The organism is Hymenobacter sp. BT18 (genome assembly GCF_012273015.1).
GTDB lineage: Bacteria > Bacteroidota > Bacteroidia > Cytophagales > Hymenobacteraceae > Hymenobacter > Hymenobacter lutimineralis.
Genome location: NZ_CP050954.1, coordinates 2,026,366 through 2,048,949 on the forward strand (window position 1 = coordinate 2,026,366; position 22,584 = coordinate 2,048,949).

General features: G+C 58.2%; 19 protein-coding genes and 2 tRNA genes. 11 read left to right on the plus strand and 10 right to left on the minus strand.

Going from position 1 to position 22,584, the window contains the following annotated elements:
- Positions 1–129 precede the first annotated feature (129 nt).
- The 3 genes from gcvH to HER32_RS08510 all read left to right on the plus strand — a co-directional run bounded on the left by gcvH (position 130) and on the right by HER32_RS08510 (position 2,232).
- Complete coding sequence (gene gcvH, locus HER32_RS08500; protein WP_149069549.1) at positions 130–510, plus strand: glycine cleavage system protein GcvH; 381 nt, start codon at positions 130–132, stop codon at positions 508–510.
- 11 nt (positions 511–521) lie between these two features.
- Complete coding sequence (locus tag HER32_RS08505; RefSeq protein ID WP_168681557.1) at positions 522–920, plus strand: VanZ family protein; 399 nt, start codon at positions 522–524, stop codon at positions 918–920.
- Between the two features lie 103 nt (positions 921–1,023).
- Positions 1,024–2,232 carry a M28 family metallopeptidase gene (locus HER32_RS08510; protein WP_168681558.1) on the plus strand — a complete coding sequence of 403 codons (1,209 nt, stop codon included), beginning with the start codon at positions 1,024–1,026 and terminating at the stop codon, positions 2,230–2,232.
- Positions 2,233–2,318: 86 nt separating this feature from the next.
- Here the strand turns inward: HER32_RS08510 and HER32_RS08515 are convergent, their stop codons facing one another.
- Together HER32_RS08515 and HER32_RS08520 are read right to left on the minus strand one after the other, a co-directional pair.
- Positions 2,319–2,861 carry a hypothetical protein gene (locus HER32_RS08515; RefSeq protein ID WP_149069552.1) on the minus strand — a complete coding sequence of 181 codons (543 nt, stop codon included), beginning with the start codon at positions 2,859–2,861 and terminating at the stop codon, positions 2,319–2,321.
- A 332-nt stretch (positions 2,862–3,193) separates the two neighbouring features.
- Positions 3,194–4,078: a YicC/YloC family endoribonuclease gene (locus tag HER32_RS08520; RefSeq protein ID WP_232066450.1), complete on the minus strand. Its 885-nt coding sequence runs from the start codon at positions 4,076–4,078 to the stop codon at positions 3,194–3,196.
- A gap of 175 nt (positions 4,079–4,253) precedes the next feature.
- Between HER32_RS08520 and HER32_RS08525 the strand changes: the two genes are divergently transcribed.
- The 4 genes from HER32_RS08525 (at position 4,254) to HER32_RS08540 (ending at position 11,332) form a co-directional block, all read left to right on the plus strand.
- Entirely contained in the window at positions 4,254–7,016 is a 2,763-nt protein-coding gene (locus tag HER32_RS08525) for a TonB-dependent receptor (protein ID WP_168681559.1), read from the plus strand.
- Between the two features lie 105 nt (positions 7,017–7,121).
- Positions 7,122–8,729, plus strand: a complete 1,608-nt coding sequence (locus tag HER32_RS08530; RefSeq protein WP_168681560.1) for a T9SS type A sorting domain-containing protein — start codon at positions 7,122–7,124, stop codon at positions 8,727–8,729.
- A gap of 101 nt (positions 8,730–8,830) precedes the next feature.
- Complete coding sequence (locus HER32_RS08535) at positions 8,831–10,045, plus strand: glycosyltransferase (RefSeq protein WP_168681561.1); 1,215 nt, start codon at positions 8,831–8,833, stop codon at positions 10,043–10,045.
- A gap of 18 nt (positions 10,046–10,063) precedes the next feature.
- On the plus strand, positions 10,064–11,332 hold the full coding sequence (locus HER32_RS08540) for a lipopolysaccharide biosynthesis protein (protein WP_168681562.1): 1,269 nt from the start codon (positions 10,064–10,066) through the stop codon (positions 11,330–11,332).
- On the opposite strand, the gene HER32_RS08545 is transcribed toward HER32_RS08540, so the two are convergent.
- Complete coding sequence (locus HER32_RS08545; protein ID WP_168681564.1) at positions 11,329–12,144, minus strand: class I SAM-dependent methyltransferase; 816 nt, start codon at positions 12,142–12,144, stop codon at positions 11,329–11,331. The two genes, HER32_RS08540 and HER32_RS08545, sit on opposite strands and share 4 nt — an antisense overlap.
- 11 nt (positions 12,145–12,155) lie before the next feature.
- On the minus strand, positions 12,156–13,115 hold the full coding sequence (locus HER32_RS08550; protein WP_149069559.1) for an AAA family ATPase: 960 nt from the start codon (positions 13,113–13,115) through the stop codon (positions 12,156–12,158).
- Between the two features lie 252 nt (positions 13,116–13,367).
- Between HER32_RS08550 and HER32_RS08555 the strand changes: the two genes are divergently transcribed.
- From HER32_RS08555 to HER32_RS08570, 4 genes are all read left to right on the plus strand, one after another.
- Entirely contained in the window at positions 13,368–15,599 is a 2,232-nt protein-coding gene (locus tag HER32_RS08555) for a T9SS type A sorting domain-containing protein (RefSeq protein ID WP_168681566.1), read from the plus strand.
- 47 nt (positions 15,600–15,646) lie between these two features.
- On the plus strand, positions 15,647–15,856 hold the full coding sequence (locus HER32_RS08560; protein ID WP_149069561.1) for a PID-CTERM protein-sorting domain-containing protein: 210 nt from the start codon (positions 15,647–15,649) through the stop codon (positions 15,854–15,856).
- A gap of 117 nt (positions 15,857–15,973) precedes the next feature.
- Positions 15,974–16,498 (plus strand): exosortase X, encoded by a 525-nt coding sequence (xrtX, locus tag HER32_RS08565; protein ID WP_262383895.1) that lies wholly within the window; start codon positions 15,974–15,976, stop codon positions 16,496–16,498.
- 3 nt (positions 16,499–16,501) lie between these two features.
- Complete coding sequence (locus HER32_RS08570; protein WP_168681569.1) at positions 16,502–17,005, plus strand: XrtX-associated membrane protein; 504 nt, start codon at positions 16,502–16,504, stop codon at positions 17,003–17,005.
- A 36-nt stretch (positions 17,006–17,041) separates the two neighbouring features.
- Here the strand turns inward: HER32_RS08570 and HER32_RS08575 are convergent.
- From HER32_RS08575 to HER32_RS08600, 6 genes are all read right to left on the minus strand, one after another.
- Positions 17,042–17,124 (minus strand) — tRNA-Leu (locus tag HER32_RS08575).
- Positions 17,125–17,184: 60 nt separating this feature from the next.
- Positions 17,185–17,257 (minus strand) — tRNA-Gly (locus HER32_RS08580).
- Between the two features lie 358 nt (positions 17,258–17,615).
- On the minus strand, positions 17,616–17,852 hold the full coding sequence (locus tag HER32_RS08585; RefSeq protein ID WP_168681570.1) for a hypothetical protein: 237 nt from the start codon (positions 17,850–17,852) through the stop codon (positions 17,616–17,618).
- 103 nt (positions 17,853–17,955) lie between these two features.
- Positions 17,956–20,169 (minus strand): prolyl oligopeptidase family serine peptidase, encoded by a 2,214-nt coding sequence (locus tag HER32_RS08590; RefSeq protein ID WP_168681572.1) that lies wholly within the window; start codon positions 20,167–20,169, stop codon positions 17,956–17,958.
- Positions 20,170–20,256: 87 nt separating this feature from the next.
- Complete coding sequence (locus HER32_RS08595; RefSeq protein WP_168681573.1) at positions 20,257–20,952, minus strand: hypothetical protein; 696 nt, start codon at positions 20,950–20,952, stop codon at positions 20,257–20,259.
- A 129-nt stretch (positions 20,953–21,081) separates the two neighbouring features.
- On the minus strand, positions 21,082–22,542 hold the full coding sequence (locus HER32_RS08600) for a hypothetical protein (protein WP_168681575.1): 1,461 nt from the start codon (positions 22,540–22,542) through the stop codon (positions 21,082–21,084).
- Positions 22,543–22,584: the final 42 nt, after the last annotated feature.

A 22,584-nucleotide genomic window follows, 5' to 3' on the forward strand; every position in this document is an offset into this window, starting at 1 on the left:
CGTGAGACAGGAGGCTTTTTTCTAACCTCTTCGGCAGCCTTCTGCGTTAGCCAATCCAGGATTTAACCCTTACTTTTGGGCACGGCCCATTGCCGTGGCATCCCAGACTCTTATTTCACCCCTGCTTTTATGAATTTGCCTGCCACCCTCAAGTACACCAAAGAACACGAGTGGGTTCGTGTTGAAGGCGACGTAGCGTATATCGGCATCACCGACCACGCCCAGCGTGAACTCGGCGACATCGTATATGTTGACATCGACACCCTTGATAAAGAAGTAGCTCAGAACGACGTATTCGGTACCGTTGAGGCAGTAAAGACCGTTTCGGATCTGTTCAGCCCCATCACCGGCACCGTACTCGAAATAAACGACAAGCTCGACAGCAGCCCCGAGCTGGTTAACTCCGACCCTTACGGGGATGGTTGGATGGTGAAGATTTCGGTAAGCAACCCCGCCGAGCTGGAAGCCCTTCTCTCCGCCGAAACCTACGGTGAACTGGTAGGAGCTTAATTTTCTACCTGATGTCTCCGCCCACGCCACGCCGCCGCGCCTATCTTGCGCTGCCCGTCGCGTGGGCGGTGTTTATTCTGGTCCTTACGCTTACTCCCGCCAACCAGATGCCGCCTCAGCCCCGCTGGCAACTCCTTTCGTTTGATACGGCGGCGCATGCGGGTGTTTTCTGGATGCTGGCCGTGCTTAGCTACTTTTCGGCCCGCCGCCAGCTTACGTGGCCTTGGTTACAGCGCCACTGCGTGTGGGTACTATTGGTAGCGGGGGTTGCCTTCGGCTTGCTGATTGAGCTACTGCAAACCACCATGGCAGTGGGCCGGCACGGCGAATGGACCGATGGCCTCAGCGACGCTATCGGTATGGGCCTCGGCCTACTAATGGCTTGGGGAGTTAGACATAAGTTCAGCTGATTCCGTCCTGGGTATGCGGCACAACTACTTGCGTGGCGGCTGGGTCGCGTCGCCTTTTCTAGGCTTTTGGCTACTCACTGCACTACCGGCCGCATCTCAGGATATGGCACGTGTTCGTCAGACCCTAACGGTGCTTACCAGTAAGCGGCTGCATGGGCGCGGATATACGCACCGGGGCGACCAACGGGCAGCAGCTTATTTAGCCAAACGCTTCAAGACCTTGGGCCTAAAAAGCTGGACAAAAAAGTACCGGCAGCCCTTTCCCCTCGCCGTCAACACTTTTCCGGGCGCTTTAAGCGTAACGCTCGGCAAGCACGTGCTGCGCCCTGGCAAGGACTTTATTCCTGATCCTACTTCCGGCTCCTTACAGGAGAAATTAGCCGTCGTCTACTTCGATACGCTGGCTTTCACAGATCCGGTTAGCTTAAGCAAACTGCTTCAGCAGGACTTGCGCCACACGGCAATAGTGTACTCGCAAGCAGTCCAGGCACGCTTGGCGCAACGGCCTGAGTTGGTAGCCAAGCTAACCCAGGCATCGGCAGTGGTGGCACTGACTACGGAGAAGCTTACAGCATCTGTTGCGGCTACGCAGCGTGGGCAAGCGCGTCTAATCGTTCGGGCAGCCGCATGGCCCACTAGGGAAGCCTGGCTTTCCCTGAATATTGAAGCAAACCTGCTTCCCCGATATGTTACGCAAAACGTTTTGGGCTATGTTCCAGGCACGGCAGTACCCGACTCTTTTGTAGTGGTAGCAGCCCACTACGACCATCTGGGGGAACTCGGCCGAAAGGCATATTTCCCTGGCGCCAATGATAATGCGAGCGGAACGGCTATGCTGCTGGAACTGGCTGCCTATTTTGCCCAACCAGCCCATCGGCTTCGGTATTCTGTGGCTTTCATTGGTTTCAGCGGGGAGGAAGCAGGCCTGCTCGGCTCGCAGTTTTTCGTGCATCAGCCCACTTTTCCGTTGGCAAACATTCGTTTCCTACTCAACCTGGACTTAGTGGGTACTGGCGCAGAAGGAATAACCGTCGTCAACGGGAAAGTACACGCTGCCGAGTTCCAGTTACTCCAACAACTTAATTCAGAGTCGGGCGCTATAGGCTCCATAGCCGCTAGAGGACAAGCAGCCAACTCAGACCATTTTCCTTTTTCGGAATACCACGTTCCTGCGTTCTTTTGGTACACCCGGGGTGGCACGGTTGCCTACCATGATGTTCACGACCAAGCACCGCAACTGCCTCTTACCCTGTTTCCGCAGGTATTTGATTTAGCCAAACGGTTTTTGACGAAAATTACGCGCACCCTATAAACGCAGTTATTCCGACCAAGCTCGGGATACCGCGAGCTTGGTCGGAATAACTATACTAACGACCTTGAAGAGACGAGTAGGCTAGCTTAGCCGTTCGACTTGAAGGAATTCATGATTTGCTTGGCAACCATTTCCCACTCCGGCTTCTGACGGTCGGCGCAGGTGAAGGTGCACATGAGCAACTTGCCCTCCACGTCAGTGAAGAAAATCAGGTTGTATACCTCATGGCCAAGCTCAGGCTTCATCAGCTCCAGGTAACCTACCTGACGGCCGCTGATTTCCTTGAGACCTTTACCAAACCAACGAGCATCGGGAAACTGCTTGCTGTAGGTTTTGATAAAGTTGTCCGTGTACATCTGGATCATGTCCTGATCAGCCGTGTTGTCGGTGTAGGTAAAGGAGATGCTCGCCTGCTTGTTGTTGGTGTAGATCAGGCTGGGACGGCTCTGCGCTTTGGCGTAGAGGAAGTCCATTTGCTGCTCGCTCATCACCTCAAACCCTTTGGGGATGAGGATTTCAACACGTTCGCTCAGTACGCGCTTTTTGATGAGTTCAACCTCAGCAGCGGGGCGAGCAGCCATCAGCAACAGCATCAGGCTCAAAACAGGAAGGAGTAAGGCTTTTTTCATGGTCGTAGGCTGAAAAAAGTGAGTAATCAAAAAGAATCTGGATGTCTAGCGCAGTGAAGAACTGCTTTCGAACATCTCAAGTTAAGAATTAAATCTGAAACTCCAAGTATTCCGATACAAAAATATCATTATGCCGGAGTTAAGGCAAGTGTGGGGCACAAGAAAAGTATGATCTACTGACTTGTTCTCTACCAGCTTGTGGCAAAGTTACAGCTTCTTCAGTTAATCAACACTAAAAAGTTCAAAAAATATTTAAATAAGCGCATTCGTATTTTTACTCTTTTAAATCCTACTAACCCATCGACTTTCTGTTGCGCACAGTAGGCCGGCTGCTAGAGAATATTGTTGATTTGCTCCTTAATTTTCTCTAGTTCTTCCTTCATACCAACCACTAAGTGCTGAATTGTAGGATCATTAGCCTTGGATCCGATGGTATTGATTTCACGCCCCATTTCCTGCGCAATGAAGGCTAATTTCTTGCCAACAGGTTCAGGCAGAAACACGGTTTCGTTGAAATAGTGCAAATGACTGACCAACCGCACCTTTTCCTCGGCGATATCAAGCTTCTCTATATAATACAGAATTTCCTGCTCGAAACGCGTGGGGTTGAAGTGTTCACTACTGGTTATATCAGCCAAATGATTTTGCAGGCGTAACCGCACTTGCTCGATGCGCGTGGGGTCATGTTTCTCTACGTCGGCGAGCAGAATCCGGATTTTGTCGACGTAGCCTAAAATTTCCGTGGTAAGCGTCTGGCCTTCGTCGCGGCGGAACTGATTGGCCCGGTCGAGGGCCTCCTGCAACAGCGGAAGCAACTCTTCCCACGGCACCTCTTCTTCCTCTTCGGTGGCGGCACTGGTATCAGTTGGGATGCGGAGGGCTCCGGGCAAGGCGTGTGCCAGGGCAATTAGCTGCTCTGTAGAAAGCCCGAGCTGCTGGTTTACTTCCGTGAGTTCCTGCCAGGCAGTGCGCAATGCTTCCTTGTTTACAATAGAGCCCTGGGCGCCCGTGGCGCGGGGCCGGGTGAAATCAAAGTTGAGGTTTACCTTCCCCCGGACTAACTGCCTGGCAATCAGATTACGGATTTCCAGCTCCCTTTCCTGCAGAAAGCGTGGCAAGCGTAAGCTCAGGTCCAGGGTTTTGGAATTGAGGGACTTTATTTCAACGGAAGCTGAGTACCGTTCCGTGTCGCGCTGGGCGCTTCCGAAGCCGGTCATTGAATACAACATAAAGCAGACACTGGTTTTTAAGGCAAAACTACGCTTTTGCAAGGCGCTAAAGCGGCGTAACATAAGCATAATCTTCGCGTCATGCTGGCATAATAGGGCCCGGGTACTTTTGCGGCACCAGACAACAGCCCCCTCTATGCAACGTTCTTTTCTTCTGTTGATTATGCTTCTGATCAGTACCTGGGCCACGGCCCAGCAAGGTACTATCCGGGGTAATGTGAAAGACAAAAAGACCGGCGAGGCCGTAATTGGGGCTACGGTGCTCGTCACCGGAACCATTCAGGCCGCCCCCGTAGGCGTAGATGGTACGTACGCCCTTGAGTTGGCGCCGGGCACCTACAGCATCACTATTACCAACATTGGGTATAAGACGCAAATCTTCCCCAGCATCGCGGTGGCACCTGGCGCTACGACGACTCTCAATGCCACGCTGGAGGAAAATACCACTACGCTGCAGGAAGTAACTGTAACCGGACAGAAGCAAACCGGCACGGAAGTGGCCCTGATCCAGGATCTGAAGAAAAGCGAGGTGGTGGTGAGCGGGATGTCGAACGACCAAATTGTAAAATCCTTAGACCGGGACGCTTCGGAAGTAGTGAAGCGCATACCCGGCGTGACCATCCAGAACAATGCTTTCGTAGTTATTCGGGGCCTTTCTGAGCGTTACAACACGGTTTTGTTGAACGATGCACTTACGCCTTCGGCTGAAACTGATACCCGCTCTTTCTCCTTCGACGTGCTGCCCAGCTCGGTTATCGACCGAATTCTGGTGTACAAATCGGGGGCTCCGGAGCTGCCCGGCGAAATGGGTGGCGGCATTGTGAAGGTATACACCAAGAACTCCGCCATCGACAACAGCACCACGTTTTCCTTGTCGGGCTCGGGCCGCGCGGGCACCACGTTCAACTCCTTTATGCGGGGCAATAATGCGCCCACCGACTGGCTGGGCTTCGACAACTCGCAGCGGGCATTACCTACTGGTACGCCCGGCGTTATTTCTTCCGACAATACTACGCCCGAACAGCTCACGGCGGTAGGCCGGACTCTGCGCAACGACTGGGGCATGCGCTCCGTGACGGCCCGACCTGACCTGCGTGCCTCCCTGGGCCTCACGCGTCGCCTCACCCTGGGCACTGCCGACCTGACCAACATCACCTCGGTGTCTTACTCCAACACGCTGGAACAGTATACCGTGAGCCGGGCCCGCTACAACCAGCCTTCGGGGGGGACTATTCAGCGGCAGTTCAGCTACCAGGACCAGCAAAGCACGGCCGGCGTGCGGCTGGGCATCGTGCACAACTGGGCCGTGCGCCTGAATGCCCGCCACAAGGTGGAGTTCCGCAACCTGTTCAACCAGATTGGGGCCGACCAGGTAGTGCTGCGTACCGGCGTAAACGAAGCCGACGGCTACGACCGGCGCGACTATGCTTTCCACTACACCAGCCGCAGCATCTACTCGGGCCAGTTGCAGGGAACCCACACGCTCGGTGCCCGCGAAGCCACTACCGTAACTTGGACCGGGGGCTACAACTACGTAAACCGCAATGAGCCCGACTTCCGCCGGGCCCGCACCCAGCGTGAGCTGGGCACCGAGGACCCATTCCGCGTGAGCATTGGGCGGGAGCTGGTAGAAACCAGCCGCTTCTACTCCGACCTGCAGGAAAACACCTACATGCTGAGCGGGCAGCTGGAGCGCCGGCTCCGGGGCCGCGACACCACCAGCACCAGTGCCTACAAGCTGCGCGCCGGCTTCTATACCGAGCGGAAGAGTCGCGACTTTAATGCTCGCCTGATTGGCTTTGTGCGGGGCACCGAAAATGGCTTTGACAACAGCATTCTGACGCGCCCTATTGAGCAGGTGTTTGCGCCGGAGAACTTCGGGCCAGAGAAGCTGCAGGTAGATGAGGTGCGTAACCCCAGCCGCAACTACACCGCCGACAATACCCTGATAGCGGGCTACGTGGGCACTACGGCTCCCATTAGTGATAAAGTAAACTTGTCGGGTGGGGTGCGCATCGAGTACAACGATCGGCAGGTGAACACAGCTACGTTGGGCGACGAGCCAGTGAATACCCGCGAGAAGCGCACCATTGTGATGCCGTCCTTCAACTCTACTTACAACTTCAGCCTGCGCAGCCTGCTACGCGCCGCTGCCAGCGTGACGGCCAACCGCCCCGAGTTCCGGGAGCAGGCCCTCTACCCCTACTACGACTTCAACAACACCGCGCTGATTATCGGCAACCCGCAGCTGAAGACGGCTACCATCTACAATGCTGATCTGCGCTACGAGTTTTACCCCAGCCCCACGGAAATGCTGTCGGGCGGTATTTTCTACAAGCACTTCAACGACGCCATTGAGCAGACACAGCAGCCGGCCAGCGGCTCGTTGCCCAACATCAAACCCGCCAATGCCGATGCCGCCTACGACTACGGCGCCGAGATAGAAGTGCGCAAGTCCCTGGCGGGCCTGGGCAAGACCGATATCTGGAACCGTTTTTCGGTCCTGCTCAATGCTTCCATCATCCGCAGCCGGGTAGACCTAAGCAGTGACTCTTCGCAGATTGCGCGCCGGCCGCTCCAGGGCCAGTCGCCTTACGTTGTGAATGCCGGCGTGTTCTACCAGGATACGGACCGGGGCTTGCAGCTAAACGTGCAGTACAACGTGGTAGGCAAGCGCATCTTCCTGGTGGGCAACCGTGACATCTTCACCATCTATGAAATGCCGCGCAACGTGCTCGACATTGCCGTGACCAAGAGCCTGGGCGAGCGGCTGGAAATTAAAGGCGGTATCCAGGACGTGTTTAACCAAGCCGTGCGCCAGGTGCAGGACGTGGACTTTGATGCTAAGATTACCAGCGCCGACCGCGACTTTGCCCGCTACCGCCGGGGCCAGTACACCACCCTGGGCCTGGTCTACCGCTTCTAACAATAAGGTAACATTCGCCTAAAGAAAGCATAACGCCTTCCGTAGCCCGGGAGGCGTTTTTTCATGGGTACTTCGCACCGTCATTTCACCAACGTCTTTCTGACTATGAAAAAGTTTGTACTTCCTGTTCTGGTACTGGCCGCGCTGCTGGGCTCACCTGCCTTCTCGGCACTGGCGCAGGCCCCCGTGGTAACCGTCAAGGACAAGATTACGACGAACACGACCTGGACCAGCAACAACGTCTACCTGCTGGACGGCTTTGTGCGGGTGGCCGATGGTGCTACCCTCACCATTGAGCCCGGCACCGTTATTAAAGGCAAAAAAGACACCCAGGGCACCCTCATCATCGAGCAGGGCGGCAAGCTGATGGCCGATGGCAAACCCAACCAGCCCATTGTATTTACTTCGAACTCGCCCAAGGGCAGCCGCGCCCGCGGCGACTGGGGTGGCGTGATTCTGCTGGGCCGTGCCCCCCAGAACATCAGCGGCACCACGGCCGTGATTGAGGGCGGCGTGAACGGGGTATTTGGTGGCACCGTGGCCAACGACAACTCTGGCGTGCTGCGCTACGTGCGCATTGAATTCCCCGGCGTGGCCTTCCAGCCCGACAACGAAATCAACGGCCTGACGCTGGGCGGCGTGGGCTCGGGCACCATCATCGACCACGTGCAGGTTTCTTACTCCGGCGACGACTCTTACGAGTGGTTTGGCGGCAGCGTGAATGCCAAGCACCTGATTTCCTTCCGGGGCCTGGACGATGACTTCGACTCCGATAACGGCTTCTCGGGCAAGGTGCAGTACGCCGTGAGCCTGCGCGACCCGGAAGTGGCCGACATTTCGGGCTCCAACAGCTTTGAGTCGGACAACGACAAGAACGGCTCGGCCAACTCGCCCAAGACCAGTGCTGTTTTCTCGAACGTGAGCAGCTTCCTGCCGGCCTCCACCAACCTCAACTCCGACTACAAGCGGGCCATGCACATCCGGCGCAACTCGGCTTTGTCGGTTTTCAACTCCGTCTTTACGGGTTGGCCGACGGGCCTGCTGCTGGATGGCACGCCCACTGAGGCCAACGCCACCAGCGGGGAGCTGCAGCTGAAAAACAACGTGCTGGCTAGCAGCAAAAGTAACTTTGCCGCCGCATCCGGCAGCACCTACGATGTGGCGGGTTTCTTTAACGCCGCTACCCGCGGCAACCAGCTGACCACCACCGACGCCCTGGGTCTCGACGCCAACAACTTCAGCCTGACGGCGCCCAAGTTCCTGCCGCAGGCAGCTTCCATCCTGCAGGCCGGTGCCGACTTCACGGACACGAAAATCAGCGGGGAGTTCTTCGATAAGGTTGCTTTCCGCGGGGCCTTTGGGACCGAGGACTGGACTGCCGGCTGGACCAACTTCGACCCGCAGAACACCGACTACTCTTCGGGCATCACAACGGCCAGCCGCGCTAAGTCCGATCAGGTGGATGGCCTCAGTGTATTCCCCAACCCGGCTGCCGGCCAGGCTTCCCTTGCGTTTGTGCTGCGCCGCGGCGCTACGGCGCAGGTACGAGTGCTTGATGTGACGGGCCGCGAAGTAGCAGCCCTAGCCCCTACCGCGAAACTGGCCACTGGTGCCCACACGCTGGCCCTGCCCGCCCTGAAAGCCGGGGTGTACGTGGCCGCCATTACCACCGAGGAAACCACCCAGGCCGTGCGGTTTATCGTGACCAAATAAGCGTCTTGAGGTCTTAGTGGAAAAAGCCTGTTCCGCTGCGGAGCAGGCTTTTTCTGTTCTCCGGCACCAGCCCCCCTCCGGAGTTTGCGTAGCTTGCGCCCATGCCCAAACCCCGCGTGCTGATGCTTCCCAAGTGGTATCCCAACCGCTATGACGACCAGGATGGGGACTTCGTGGCGCGCCATATAGCCGCTATTGCCCCCCACGCGGAGGCAGCCGTTCTTTTCGCCACGGTGACCCGGGGCCCGTTGAATTCCTGGTTGGAGTGCGAGTCGGCGCTTACAGGGCCGGTGCCTACGCTGCGTTACTACTACCGCGCCCGAATTACCGGCTTTGCTTTCATCGATAAGGTTCTGAAGCTGGGCTTGTACTTCTGGTGTATGCAGCTGGGCTACCGCCGCCTGGTGCGGCACTGGGGGGCGCCTCCTACCCTTGCCCACGTGCACGTGCTGCTACGCACCGGCTTATGGGCGTGGTGGCTGCGGATAAGCACAGGCCTGCCCTTTCTCATTACCGAACACTGGACGCTGTATCAACCGCAGAATGCGCACCGCATCAGCTGGCTGCGCCGCCGGCTTACCCGCGCGGTCGTGCATCGGTCAGCTGGCCTACATACGGTTTCTGAAAACCTGCGCGAAGCGCTGGTTAAGCTTGGCGTCCGGCATGAGCACTCAGTCGTCATTCCCAACGTGGTCGATACCGAGCTGTTTTATCCAGATCCTACCGGGCCTCGCCGCCCCGACAGCCTTTTGCACGTAGCGGCGTTCAATGAAGAAGCCAAGAACCTGAGTGGACTGCTGCGGGTAGTAGCCAGGCTGCGCCGGGAGCGGCCGGGCCTCCGCCTGCGGGTGGCTGGCTACGGTCCGGCTCAGCCACAGCTTCAGCAACTGGCCGCCGACCTGGGCTTGCTGCAAGATGGAACGGTAACCTTTTTGGGCAAGCTGGTGCCAGCCGCGGTAGCGGCCGAAATGCGCCAGGCCGCCTGCTTTGTGCTTTTCAGTAACTACGAGAACCTGCCGTGCGTGCTCATTGAGGCCCAAGCCAGTGGGTTGCCGGTCGTCGCCACCCGGGTTGGCGGCGTGCCCGAGCTAGTACCCGATGCTAGTCGGGGCTTGCTGGTAGAAGCCCGGGACGAGGTGGCCCTGGCCGGTGCCCTACAAACTATACTAGACACGCTCGAACTCTACGACCCTGCTGCCTTGCATGCCCATGCTGTCCGGCACTTCAGCTATGAGGCCGTAGGCAAGCAGTTCCTAGCCTTTTACGCTGGCGCAGTTCCTCAAGCAGCTATATCTGCCGCCGCGGCTGCATCTTAACAAGCTTTTACGGGTTTAATGATTCGCCGCTTTCTCCACAACTTCTTTACTCGGCTCAGTACGGCCATCCTCAGCTTCGGGGTGGTATGGCTGACGGCCCGTTACCTGGGAGCCGCCGGGCGTGGGGCCGTGAGCTTGTTTGTGACGGATACAGCGGCTCTGCTGCTGTTTACGGGCTTACTGGGCGGTTCTACCCTCATCTACTTGGCCCCACGCCGCAACGTATGGCACCTGCTGCTGCCCGCCTATGCCTGGGCAGCGCTGGTATGCCTGGCAGGTGTAGCAGCCGTAGCTGTGCTTCGGCAGCCGCCTCTGGCGTATCTGATGCATCTGGCCGGCATCAGCCTGCTACAGGCCTTTTTTTCTATCAACACCTTGCTGTTGCTGGGGCGGCGGCGCGAAAAGGCCTATAACCTGCTCTCGGTGCTGCAGGTGCTTTTACTGGCCGGTTTGCTATGGGGCGCCTTTTCAGCTCGGGCGGCGTGGCTTTCCATCGATACGTACTACGCCGTTTCTTACCTTTCTTACGGTCTACCCTGGGCGCTGAGCTTCTTCTGGCTTCTGCGCCTTGCCGACGGCCGCCAGTTCAGCCGGCGGCTTCGGGCCGTTACCCGGGAGCTAGCCCGCCATAGCCGGGGGGCCCACCTTTCCAACATTCTGGGCTTTGCCAACTACCGCCTCAGCTACTACTTCGTGGCCCATTTCGCCGATGCCCGGGCGCTGGGCATCCTGTCAGTAGGTGTGGCGCTGGCGGAGGCCATCTGGTTGATTCCGCGCAGCACGGCCCTACTGCAGTATGTAGACTTGGTTAATGCCCCCGATGGTTCTCACTTTCCACCGGCGGCGCAACGAGCTGCCCGCCTCACGGTGCTGGCTACTGTAGGCGCCCTGCTGGTTCTGGCGAGCTTACCCACCGCCTTTATCACGGGGGTGTTCGGGCCGGAGTTTGGACCGGCGCGGGGCGTCATTCTGCTTTTAGCGCCGGGCGTGTTGGCCGCCGCCGTGCAAATGCTCATCAGCAGCTACTTTGCCGGGCTGGCCCGCTATGCAGTCAATAATTTTGCGGCCCTGCTTGGGCTGATTGTCACGCTGCTGGGCTGCACGCTGCTGATTCCCCGCTTCGGCATCCGGGGTGCAGCTTTGGCCAGCACCTTTTCCTACCTGGCTTCCACGGGCCTGCTGCTATGGCGCTTCGGGCAGGCTACGGGCGCCGGGCCGGGTGCGTTTTTACCACGTGCGGCCGACCTAAGTGCGGGCTGGAACCTGCTGCGTCAGCGCCTTCGCTAAGAAGTTACTTTAATCGTCACCTCGAAATAGGGTACGGGCTCAGCCAGCGCGTCAGGCGGAGAAGTTGATAAGGCAGCGGGTAGATACACGGCGCATAGGGTGTTGCTTACCTGCACGAGCTGGCCGGAAGCAGCCGTGGGCAAGCCATCCAGGATGCCGGCCAGTACTTCCCAGCGCGGCTGCCCGGGCTGCCGGCTGGCATCGTGCCATACCACCACAGTTTGCGGGCCTACCAAGTACTCAAATACCCGCCGCGTATCCGTGCGCACGGCCTCATACTGATGGTCGCCATCAATGAACACCACATCAAAGTGTCCTAGCGCCGCAAAATCGTAGGTGGCGGAGTTGCCATACAGGTGCTGTACGTTGGCCAGGGGCCGCGAGAAAAAGCCGTGCAACTCGATGTAACGCTCCGGCAGCTGCCGGGCGCGCAGCTCCGCCGCCGATAAATTTAGTGTGTACACTGCGGCAGCGACTTCGGCTACGTTGGCGGCACTTTCGCCGCGCCAGGTTCCTATTTCGAAGTAGCGGCACCGGGGGCTTCGCCGCGCCAGGGCCCGCAGCAAGGCCAGATCCGTAGGCAACGAGCCGCCGTCCCGGAAAGCAAAGGGTCGTACGGTTTCCCCGGCGCTGGAAAGCAGGATCGTGAGGGGCAGCACTGGCAACCCGCCAACCAGCACGCCCCAGCGGGAGCTGTGCATTAGGGCTTGGCGCTGCCAGGCACTTTCATCGGTGGCCAGCACGTGGTTGAGCAGCCACGGGTTGCGCGCTATGCTGCCAAGCGCCCGGAGGGCCTTCGTCAATCGGGACACGGAAACAGGAGTTAGCTGATCGGTACTTTGCGCAGGATGGCCTCAATCAGGTCCTGGGTGCGAATGCCGTCGGCTTCGGCCTCGTAGTTGAGCAGGATGCGGTGGTTGAGTACATCGGCGGCCACTTCCTTGATGTCTTCGGGCAGCACATAGTCGCGCTCATCCAGAAAGGCCACGGCTTTGGCGGCCCGGTGCAGGGCTATGCTGGCCCGGGGACTCACGCCAAACTGCACGTACTGCTGAAAATCTACCAGGTCGTATTCGGCGGGCTTGCGCGTGGCAAACACCAGCTCGATGATGTACTTCTCCAGCGTTTCGGAAATCTGCACTTGGTTGATAAGGCCGCGAATTCCGAAGATATCTTCCTTGGTAAGCACCGGGCTAACCTCGCCCACGTAGCTGAGGTTGGCCATGCGGCGCATCACTTCCAGCTCATCGGCTTTTTTGAGGTAGTCGATGTACACCTTCATCATGAAGCGGTCTACCTGGGCCTCGGGCAGCGGGTAGGTTCCTTCCTGCTCCACCGGGTTCTGGGTAGCCAGCACCAGAAACGGCAAGTCCAGCGGGTAAGTCGTCTCGCCGATGGTTACCTGCCGCTCCTGCATGGCTTCGAGCAGAGCGCTCTGCACTTTGGCCGGGGAGCGGTTGATTTCATCGGCCAGCACTAGATTGGCGAAGATGGGGCCCTTCTTTACTTCGAATACTGCTTGGTTCTGGTTGTACACCATGGTCCCAATCAGGTCGGAGGGCAAGAGGTCGGGGGTGAACTGCACGCGCTGAAACGGCAGGTGCATCACCTTCGACAGGGTGCTGATGGTAAGCGTTTTGGCCAGCCCGGGCACGCCTTCCAGCAGAATGTGCCCGCCCGTGAACAGGCCAATGAGCAGCCGGTTGACCATGTAGTGCTGACCTACTACCACTTTCCCTACTTCGGCAAAGACCTGCCGGATTTTGTCGCGGTAATTTTCCACAGAATACTGTCAAGTGAGAAGCGAAGGTACCGCCCGGCCACGCAAACCAATGACGGGGCTGCTCTCCGGCTAGTTGGTTGCCTGCCCAAGATACGGCATGCGCCACATTCCGCCACCGGGTGGTTTTTCCGGCGGGGGTAGTCGGTTGGCGCTTTCCCCCACCCTAACCGTTCAGATTGCATCTATTGAATATCCTATATAAATTACCTCGCATTTTTTGTATTCCATTCCGCTCTACTTTCAAGTCATCCTATGAAAAAAACCTTACCTACAAACGGCAGAACGGGGCTTTCCCATTACGCGTGGCGCTCATTGCTCGGGCTTAGCCTGGTTACTACTCTGGGGCTGGCTCCGGCAGCTGGTGCGGCCTCCACGCCTGGTAGCGCAGCCGCCAGCCGGACCCTGGCCGAAACGGATTTGCTGGTTGACTCCGACATGACCTTGTCGTATGCTGGCGCACCGGATGGCGCTTACGCCTTTCACAACGTAACGGTCACTAACGGGGCCAGGCTCACTGTGGAGTGGGGCGTAACGGTAGCCGTTTCGGGCAAAATGACGGTTGAGGCGGGCAGTTCGCTGGAGTGCCAGGGCCTCGTGTACGGGCCGGGTAGCTTTGTGCTGGCTGATGGTGCCCAGCTGGCCATTTATGGAACCGAGGGCATTGCGGCCGAAGGTCAGAACTCGGGAGTTATCCAAACGGCCACTCGCTCCTTCAGCGACCTGGCCAGCTACGTATACGCGGTGCCGCCAGTCTTCGTGGTAGACAGCCCGCCCGTGACGGGCAGCGGCCTCCCCGATCAAGTGGAATTCTTGGTCATCGGACCGGACCTAAGCTCATCAGCGCGCCAGCAAAAGCCCAACGACTCCTTCTTCGCGCTGCTCCTGAGCAAGGACGTGAAAGTACGCAGCGCGCTGGGGCTTTTCTCCGCCGATCTTTACTTGAATGAGCATACCCTCACACTGCTTTCTACAGAAAAGCAAACGGCGGAAGTGGCCCTTCTTGACCTTTTCGAAGGCTTTACGGGTGAGGTCATCGGGAGTACGGCCGTTATGCAGAAGTACCTCAGCGCGCCGACTGCTATTGGGTACCATCACTTGTCTTCGCCCGTGCGGCAGGCGCCCTTCTCCAGCCTGAACACCGGCGGCAACTTCAAGGGTATTTTCAATGCAACGTATAACTCGGCGGCCAAGCCTGCGGCCGTAACGCCTTTTCCCAATGTGTTCGGGTACGACGACAGCCGCCGCTCTACCCCCAACGAATCGTACGGCCAAGGCTTTTCGCGGGGCTGGTTTTCGCCTACGGGCGGCAACATGGAGGATGGCCGGGGCTACTCCGTCAACATCAGCAGAGGCCAGACGCTTAAATTTTCCGGGGAGCTGAACGGGGGCGACGTCGGGCCCATTGAGCTTATCAGCGGCGACCAGGAAGATGGGGGCTGGAACCTGCTGGGCAACCCCTACCCTTCGACCATCGACTGGAGCCTGGCGGTTCCCAACGAGGTGATTCCACCCGGCATGGATGCTTCTGCTTACATCTTCACGCCTACCAGCCGCTATGGCGGCACGTACCGGACGTATTTCAACAACGGCGACGGCACCGAGTTTGGCGACCCTTCCATTGCACCGGGCCAGGGCTTCTTCACGCGTTTGCTCAACCAGAACGACTCCCGGGAGCTGACCTTCACTGATGCGCTACGCTCATTTAGCGCGGGCCTGGGTACCACGGAGCTGCGAGCTGGTCAACCATTCGGCTACAAATCCGTGGTCAAGAAAAAAGCGGCTCCCACCGTACCCTATGTCCAGCTGGAGCTGAAGTCGGCGGGAGGGGCCCAGGATGCCGCCTATGTGTACTTCCAGCCAAATGCCACGGCTACAGTAGAAAACCGCTACGATGCGCCTAAGCTGCGCAACCTGGGCGAAGCCTCCCTCTTTACTTTGGTGGGCACCCAGGAGCTAGCCGTGAACGGGCAGGCCCCGCTGGCGGGCAGCGCCATTAGCATACCGGTGGGGCTGAGCGCCGCGGCGGGCACCTACACCATTCAGGCCGGGCAGCTCCTCAATTTTGCCAGCGGACAATCGGTAGAACTTATTGACAACGCGACGGGCAGCACCATCGACCTGCGGCAGCAGCCAGCTTACACCTTTACCTTGGATAAGGCGTTTTCCGGGCAGCGCTTCAACCTACGCTTCGGGGCCAACAGCGTGACGGGCAACCACGATGCCGTGAAGTCGGCGCAGGTAGCCTTATACCCCAACCCCGCCCGCACCTCATTTGAGCTTCATATTCCGGTAGTAGCCGGAGGTAAGACGGTGAAAGCCTCGCTCTACAACAGCCTGGGCCAGCGCGTGCAAACGAAGCTGATACCGATGACCGCCAATGGTGCCGCGGCTTCTTTCGACGTGCAGCAACTGGCCCGCGGGGTCTACTCCCTGCAGCTGGAGATTGGGGCATCCCGCCTCACCAAGCGGGTGGTAGTGGAGTAGAACTCAATGAGTATGTCCTTTTAGTTATTTCTCACTTTTTGTTTCCTATGAAAAACTTTCTCTTGAATCTACTGCTTGTGGGTGGGCTCTTGGTGGCTGGCAGCACGGCTGCATACGCCCAGGGGGAGCCACCGGAAGGTGGGCCCGAGCCGGACGCCCCTACCGATGTGCCCATTGACGGCGGTGCCTCGCTGCTACTGGCAGCCGGAGCCGCCTTAGGCGCCGGTCAGCTTCGCCGCCGCAAAGCCCAGCAGTAACAAGAAAAGTCCCTGCCCACTTGGTCAGGGACTTTTCTTTGCCGGTTATACGGCCTCACCTCGCCGGATATGGTTATCTTGCCTGTATCTGCCTTGCTTACATTTGACTTAGCTCCTGTGGATTCGCGAAAACGACACTTACTTCGTTTTGGCTTGCTTAGCGCAGCCATGTACTTACTCTGGTTTGGCGTATATGAGCACTGGCTGGCCCAAGATGGCCGCCTGGACACGGTGCTGTCGAATAACATTGCCGCCAACAGCGCCGTCGTATTGCGGGTGCTGGGCTTCGACGCCGGTACTGCCCAGGCCAATCTGGTTACCATCGACCAACGGGCCGTGGTGAGCGTGGGGCATCCGTGCAACGGGCTGGTGCTTTACGCTTTGTTCACCGGGTTTATTCTGGCGTTTCCTGGGCCCATCCGGCAAAAGGCGTGGTTTATTCCGCTGGGCCTGGTTATCATCTACGTCGTCAATATTCTGCGGGTAGCGGCCTTGGCCATTAACCACGTGTACGCCCACGGCACGGTGGATTTTAACCATCATTACACGTTTACTTTTGTCGTCTATAGCTTTATTCTGCTGCTGTGGCTGGCATGGGTGCGGCGATTTGCGCAACCTCAGACCGAAGCTGCTGTTGCCTAACTGATGTCCGTCCGCTCCCTTTTTCTTACGCGCTGGCTTCGCTTTGCTGGCTGTGCTGTGCTGCTGGTGCTGCTTTTACTGCTGGGCAGCAACGATTCGTGGGTGTTCAGCAAGCTTACGCAGGGCTGGCAGCACTATAGCGGCAGCTTACCCGCCGCCCTCAGCGCCCCTACCGACCCGGCCATTACGAAACGGCTAGTGCCCGTGGTGGTGCTGTATACGCTGCTGTACATAAGCTTGTGCTTGTTGCTGCTGGCCTTGCTGCTGGGCACCTGGCAGCGCTTCCGCTTTGCCTTGTATGCCTATGCCGGGAGCTTTGTTTTGTGCCTGCTCCTGCTGGTGTTGGGTAAGCTCACCCACAATACGCTGGGAATGTACCAGCTCGGCCGCAACCTTATCGACTTCACCGTTTCCCCGCTACCGGTTATGGGGCTGGCCCCGCTTCTTTACTGGTATTACCCAGCTCCGGCACTTAGCAATAGGCAACAAGAACATAACAGCCAATAAAAAAGCCCCCTTGCTTGTAACAAGGGGGCTTTTTCGTACCAGAGACGGGACTCGAACCCGTACGTCCGTGAAGACAAGGGATTTTAAGTCCCTCGTGGCTACCATTACACCACTCTGGCTTGAGCAGTACCGCTGCACAAAAATAAAAAAGGACGCTGCGTGGGCAACGTCCTTTTTTGAGCGGGAGACGAGGTTCGAACTCGCGACCTCGACCTTGGCAAGGTCGCGCTCTACCAACTGAGCTACTCTCGCTTTTGATCTAGCCACCGTAGTGGCGTTTTGGTGTGACAAAGGTACAACGGCTTTTCTTTCTGTCAAGCCCCTGCCTGAAAAAAAACGCAATTTCTTCCCCATAAAGGAGCTTTTTGACTCATTCTCAGGGAGAAATTTTTCTACGATTCATTAAGCCATTGGGTAATCAACTAGCTAAGCGGAAAATTTGGGCAGCCGTAAAGTGGGATAGGATGAGCCATTGGCTTACGAACCCGACGGACAAGCCGGTTAGCAAACGAGGCGAGCGTATGATACGCTCGCCTCGTTTGGGTTATGCTTTAAACTACCTTACCGAAGCGCAAAACCGGCACAAAGCTGCTGGATGCGCCTAGTCTGTTTACATCTGCGGCTGCATCTTTTTGATGGCCTCGGTGGCATTGACGGCGTTGATTTCCTGCTTGGCAGCGGCAGCAGCGGCGGCGGCAGAATCCTGACCAGCAGCCTCAGCGGGCAGCGGGGGCAGCGGCTGCACCGCTATTTCTTCGTCCTTTTTGTAGTCGGGGTTGCTGCACGACGTCACCGTGAGCGTCAGGGAAGCGCTGGCCAGCAGACCGAGCAAGACTATTTTTTTCATGGATAAGCTAAAAAAGGCAAAGCCGTTCAGGTTTGGGGCCGCAAGATACACACGCGGGTCGGAAACCCCTATACGTGCAGCAACGCAAGCGGGTCGGGTTATATCATTTGGCGAGGGGCTGCCCCTTGCCGTAGGGGTTCAGCCCCATGTTGTAATACGCAAACGACCAGATATCCGCCCACTCCTCAATTAGCAGCTTGGTGCTTTTACCGGCGCCGTGACCGGCGTTTACGTCAATGCGAATAAGCTGGGGCTCGGTCCCCGAATACATAGCCTGCAGGGTAGCCGCAAACTTAAACGAGTGCGCCGGTACTACCCGGTCGTCGTGGTCGGCGGTGGTGATGAGCGTGGCGGGGTACTCCACGCCGGCCCGCAGGTTGTGCAAAGGTGAGAACTTGTAGAGGTTCTGAAACTGCTCGTAGTTATCGGCAGTGCCGTACTCCGGCACCCAGTTCCAGCCAATGGTGAACTTCTGGTAGCGCAGCATGTCCATCACGCCCACCGCCGGAAATGCCACGCGGGCCACGTCGGGGCGCTGCGTCATGGTAGCACCTACCAACAGGCCGCCGTTAGAGCCGCCGGCAATGGCCAGCCGCTCGGGCGTGGTATAGCTCTGGATGGTGAGGTACTCGGCGGCGGCAATAAAGTCATCAAACACGTTTTGCTTGCGGGGTGTCATACCGGCCTGGTGCCAGGCTTCCCCATACTCGCCCCCACCCCGCAGGTTGGGTATGGCCAGCACCCCACCGTTTTCCAACCACAACATGCGGGCAATGCTAAAGCTGGGCGTGAGCGACACGTTGAAACCGCCGTAACCGTAGAGGTAGGTGGGGTTCTGCCCGTCCAGCTTCATGCCCTTCCGATGCACGATGAACATCGGAATCTTCGTGTGGTCCTTGCTGGCGTAGAACATTTGCTGTACCACGTAGTCGTCGGGATTTACGTCCACCGTGGGCTTGCGAAAAACCGTGCTTTGGCCACTGGCTAAATCGTAGCGGTAGATGGTAGTGGGGTAAGCAAAGGAGGTGAAAGCGTAGTACACCTCGCGCGAGTTGGGCCGGCCGCCGAAGCCACTGGCGGTACCGAGGGCCGGCAGCACCACATCCCGCTCAAACTCTCCTTTCGCGGAGTACACCTTCACGGCGCTGCTGGCATCCTTCAGGTACGTGGCAATGAGCTTGCCGCCCACTTGGGCTACTTCCTCCAACTTATCCTCTGCCTGGGGAAGCACGTCCCGCCAGTTAGTTTCCTGGGGCTTAACTGGGTCAACGAGGACGACCCGGTAGCGCGGGGCCTGGTAGTTGGTGAGCACCAGCAGCTTGCCGCCCACGTTGCCAATTACGGAGTGATTGTGCTCGTAATTTTGTCCAATGGCCTGGAAGCTGGCGGAGCGGGAGTTGCGCAGGTCGCGCACGAGCAGGCGGTTGCCATCGGCTTTGCCGTCGGTGAGGTAGATGACAAGGAAACGCTCGTCGTCGGTGGTGCCGGCGTAGCGGAAGCCCAGGGGCATTTTGGCATCTTCGTACACCAGTTTATCGGCGCTTTGCGGCGTACCCAGCTGGTGAAAGTACACCTTGTGAAACTCATTTTTGCCGGCCAACTGATGCTCCCCGGCTTTGGGCGCATCGTAGCGGCTGTAGTAGAAGCCGTTGCCAGCCCAGGCCGCGCCCGAAACCTTCACCCATTCCAGCTCATCCTTCAGCGGCTGCCGCGTTTTCAGGTCCAGCACATGCAGCTTCTGCCAGTCGGAGCCCCCGCCAGACGTAGCATAGGCCAAGTAGCGGTGGTCGGGCGAGAAGTAGGTGCCGGACAGGGCCGTGGTACCATCAGCCGAGAACTTGTTGGGGTCGAGCAGAACCTCTTCCTTTTCCTCCCCCACTTTCTGCACGTACAGCACGGCCTGGTTCTGGAGGCCGTCGTTTTTCTGGTAGTAGAGGTAGTCGCCTTCACGCTGAGGCACGCCGTACCGTTCGTAGTTCCACATCTGCGTGAGCCGCGCCCGAATCTGGTCCCGGAACGGAATCTTCTCCAGATAATCAAACGTGACCTTGTTTTCAGCCGTGACCCAGGCTTTGGTTTCGGGCGAGTCGGGGTCTTCCAGCCAGTGGTAGGGGTCGGTGACGGGCGTGCCATGGTAGTCGTCGGTATGATTGGACTTGCGGGCGGCGGGGTAGCCCGTTACCTGGTGGCGGGCGGCAAGAGAAGCGTTGGTCACGGAAGAAGCAGTTGAAGCGGAGCCCGGCGCGGTAGCAGTGCAAGCCGACAGGGCCGCCGCGGAGGAAAGCAGGAGAACGGCGGGTAAGCGGAAAGTACGCATAGCGGGTGGGAAGAAGGGCGGGACAGACGGACGGAGAGCAGCTACGGCAAGGCAACAGCTCGGCATTATCCGCCGCCAATGCCTCCACTAGAGCCGCTGCATCCGCCCTACTTTGGGGAGTACCTGAATCAGGAAGCGTTTGTTCCGCTCCTCTTGTCCTTTTACGGAAGGATATCGCCCGGTGCCGTAAAAACCGCTGCCCCCAATGATGAGCTCAATGCTTTTATCCTGGCTGAAGTTCAGGCCGTTCTGTCGCCACAGGTTGAGCAGGTTGAGGGCCCGGCGGTAGCTGAGCTGGTAAGCAAACTGCTCGTCGCGGCGGGTGCGGGCGTCGTCGTAGAGGTAGCGCGCGGCCATGCCTTCCACTATCACGAGGTAGCGGACGTTTTGGGCGCGGGAGCTGGCGCTCAGGCTGCGCAGCTGCTTCTGCAGCAGGCGCCCGGCAGCCAGCAGCGCTGCTTTATCGCGTTCCTGAATTTCGTCGCGGCCGGCTTTAAACTGTACGTCCAGCTTCAGCTCGTAACGCTCATTAGTAGCGTCGTAGCGGAAGTAGCGCCCCTCCAGCCGCCGCAGCGACTCGCGGATGCGCTGAATCTGCTCCAGCTCCACGGCCTTGGCGCGTAGCTCGCCGTTGGCCTCCTTCAGCTCCTTTTCGCGGTCTTTGAACAGCTTGAAGCTGTACACAAACAGCACCAGCATCACCACGAACAAGGACGTCATCAGGTCCACGTAGCTGGGCCAGAAGAAGTCGTTGGATTCGCGGTTTTTGGAGGAGTTGTCCATGGTAGATGATTAATACGGGGGCATGCTGAGCGCAGCTAAAGCACCTCTACCGCATACGTTTAGTTTGTTCAACGAAGCAATAGAGATGCTTCGGCTGCGCTCAGCATGACGTTCTCCTTCCTGTATTGACTACTGGGGCCGCACGCCGCCGAAGAGCTTGTCCATGAACCGCTGGAAACGGTTTTTGGAGGTTGCCTTTACCAGCACAGTATTCAGGTTGGAAAGCTCCGAGAGCAGCTTGGCCTGAATCTGGGAGTCCAGTTCCACTTTGCGTAGCAGCTCGCGCTGGGTGGCGGTTACGTCGCGGCTCAGGGCCTGCTGGTTGGCATCCACACTCTTCAATGGGTCGAGCTGGCGCATGATGCGCTCAAATACATTGTCCTGATTGATGCGCTGGAAGTACTCGCCCCACTTCTCGTAGGCCTGCTGGGCGTCGCGCTCGTGGTACTGCAGGCGCTTCTGCATCAGGTCGGTAAGGGAAAGACTGGCCTGGTCGAAATATTGCTCGGTGCGGCTGCGCAGGGCATCCATTTCCTTCTGATGGCGCTGGAAGAAGTCGAGCTGGTGCTGGATGAGGTTGTCGTTCTGCCCGATGTACTGACCCAGGTCGTTGATGCCCCGCTCGAACCCGCGCAGGCGGTCCAGGATGCCGGCCACGCTGTGGGCGGTGCTAGTGCCCTCGGCCAGCATCAGGTTGAGCTTTTGCTGGTAGCCGGTGAACTGGCTGAACATTTCGGCCGACTCCCGTACTTTCTCGAACACGGCAATATTGGCCGCCGCCATCTTGTCGTAGCCGATGGTATCGAGGCGCTCCAGAAATTCGCTCTGCACCCGGATGTTCTCCGTTACCTTTTGCATCAGCGGGTTGAACAGCTCAATCTGCCCCACAAACTGCTGGTTAAACGCATCAAGCACCGACTTGAGGTTGGTGAGCGAGCCGGCCATATCCGAGTGCAGAATGGGTAGCAGCTTTACCTGTAGGAAGGTGTAGTACTGGTTTTGGCGCTCATCCACACTGCGCCGGGCCCGGCGCACGAGGCCCTGTCCCAGCAGCGTCAGCAGCAGCCCCACGAAGGAGCCCGTCATGGCAATGAGCACGCCGGTGAGAAAGGGCGTGAGGGCATTTTCGTCGGAAACGCCGTTGCGGGCAATGCCCACTAACCCAAGTATTACGCCCAAGAAGGTACCCAGCAAGCCCAGGTACAGCGGCGTAGCCACTCCAGATTGTACTTCATTGTCTAGTACCTCGCTGCGGCGCTCCGAAATGTCCTTGAGAATATCGAAGTCCGAAGCGGCCCCTTTGTTGTGGCGCAGGTATTCGTTGGTATCGAGCAGGATGTCGTGAAAGTCGGTGGAGGCCGGCTCGGCCTTCAGCATATCAGCCAGAAACGAGTCGGCGGGGGCGTCGGCGGCGTAGTCGGGCAGGTCACGGCCGTCGGGCGTTACCAAGCGGCGCTCTACGCGCAAGGCGCTGCGCTCGGGATAGAGCTGCTCCAGCCGCCGGGCTCGGGCCCGCGTTTGCAGAAACTCACGCACCTGCAACCCCAGTACAACGAAAACAACAACCAGTTCGAGGATGATTTCCAGCATAGAACAGTAAATAACGGCATTCTTAACGTGTCATCCTCAACA

Bases quoted from the DNA above. Each gene is read 5' to 3' on its own strand.
- HER32_RS08595 (WP_168681573.1), bottom strand. From the start codon at position 20,952: ATGGACAACTCCTCCAAAAACCGCGAATCCAACGACTTCTTCTGGCCC.
- HER32_RS08585 (WP_168681570.1), bottom strand. From the start codon at position 17,852: ATGAAAAAAATAGTCTTGCTCGGTCTGCTGGCCAGCGCTTCCCTGACG.
- HER32_RS08525 (WP_168681559.1), top strand. From the start codon at position 4,254: ATGCTTCTGATCAGTACCTGGGCCACGGCCCAGCAAGGTACTATCCGG.
- HER32_RS08600 (WP_168681575.1), bottom strand. From the start codon at position 22,542: ATGCTGGAAATCATCCTCGAACTGGTTGTTGTTTTCGTTGTACTGGGG.
- HER32_RS08515 (WP_149069552.1), bottom strand. From the start codon at position 2,861: ATGAAAAAAGCCTTACTCCTTCCTGTTTTGAGCCTGATGCTGTTGCTG.
- HER32_RS08570 (WP_168681569.1), top strand. From the start codon at position 16,502: ATGTCCGTCCGCTCCCTTTTTCTTACGCGCTGGCTTCGCTTTGCTGGC.
- HER32_RS08530 (WP_168681560.1), top strand. From the start codon at position 7,122: ATGAAAAAGTTTGTACTTCCTGTTCTGGTACTGGCCGCGCTGCTGGGC.
- HER32_RS08560 (WP_149069561.1), top strand. From the start codon at position 15,647: ATGAAAAACTTTCTCTTGAATCTACTGCTTGTGGGTGGGCTCTTGGTG.
- HER32_RS08520 (WP_232066450.1), bottom strand. From the start codon at position 4,078: ATGACCGGCTTCGGAAGCGCCCAGCGCGACACGGAACGGTACTCAGCT.
- HER32_RS08555 (WP_168681566.1), top strand. From the start codon at position 13,368: ATGAAAAAAACCTTACCTACAAACGGCAGAACGGGGCTTTCCCATTAC.
- HER32_RS08540 (WP_168681562.1), top strand. From the start codon at position 10,064: ATGATTCGCCGCTTTCTCCACAACTTCTTTACTCGGCTCAGTACGGCC.
- HER32_RS08510 (WP_168681558.1), top strand. From the start codon at position 1,024: ATGGCACGTGTTCGTCAGACCCTAACGGTGCTTACCAGTAAGCGGCTG.
- HER32_RS08505 (WP_168681557.1), top strand. From the start codon at position 522: ATGTCTCCGCCCACGCCACGCCGCCGCGCCTATCTTGCGCTGCCCGTC.
- gcvH (WP_149069549.1), top strand. From the start codon at position 130: ATGAATTTGCCTGCCACCCTCAAGTACACCAAAGAACACGAGTGGGTT.
- HER32_RS08590 (WP_168681572.1), bottom strand. From the start codon at position 20,169: ATGCGTACTTTCCGCTTACCCGCCGTTCTCCTGCTTTCCTCCGCGGCG.
- HER32_RS08535 (WP_168681561.1), top strand. From the start codon at position 8,831: ATGCCCAAACCCCGCGTGCTGATGCTTCCCAAGTGGTATCCCAACCGC.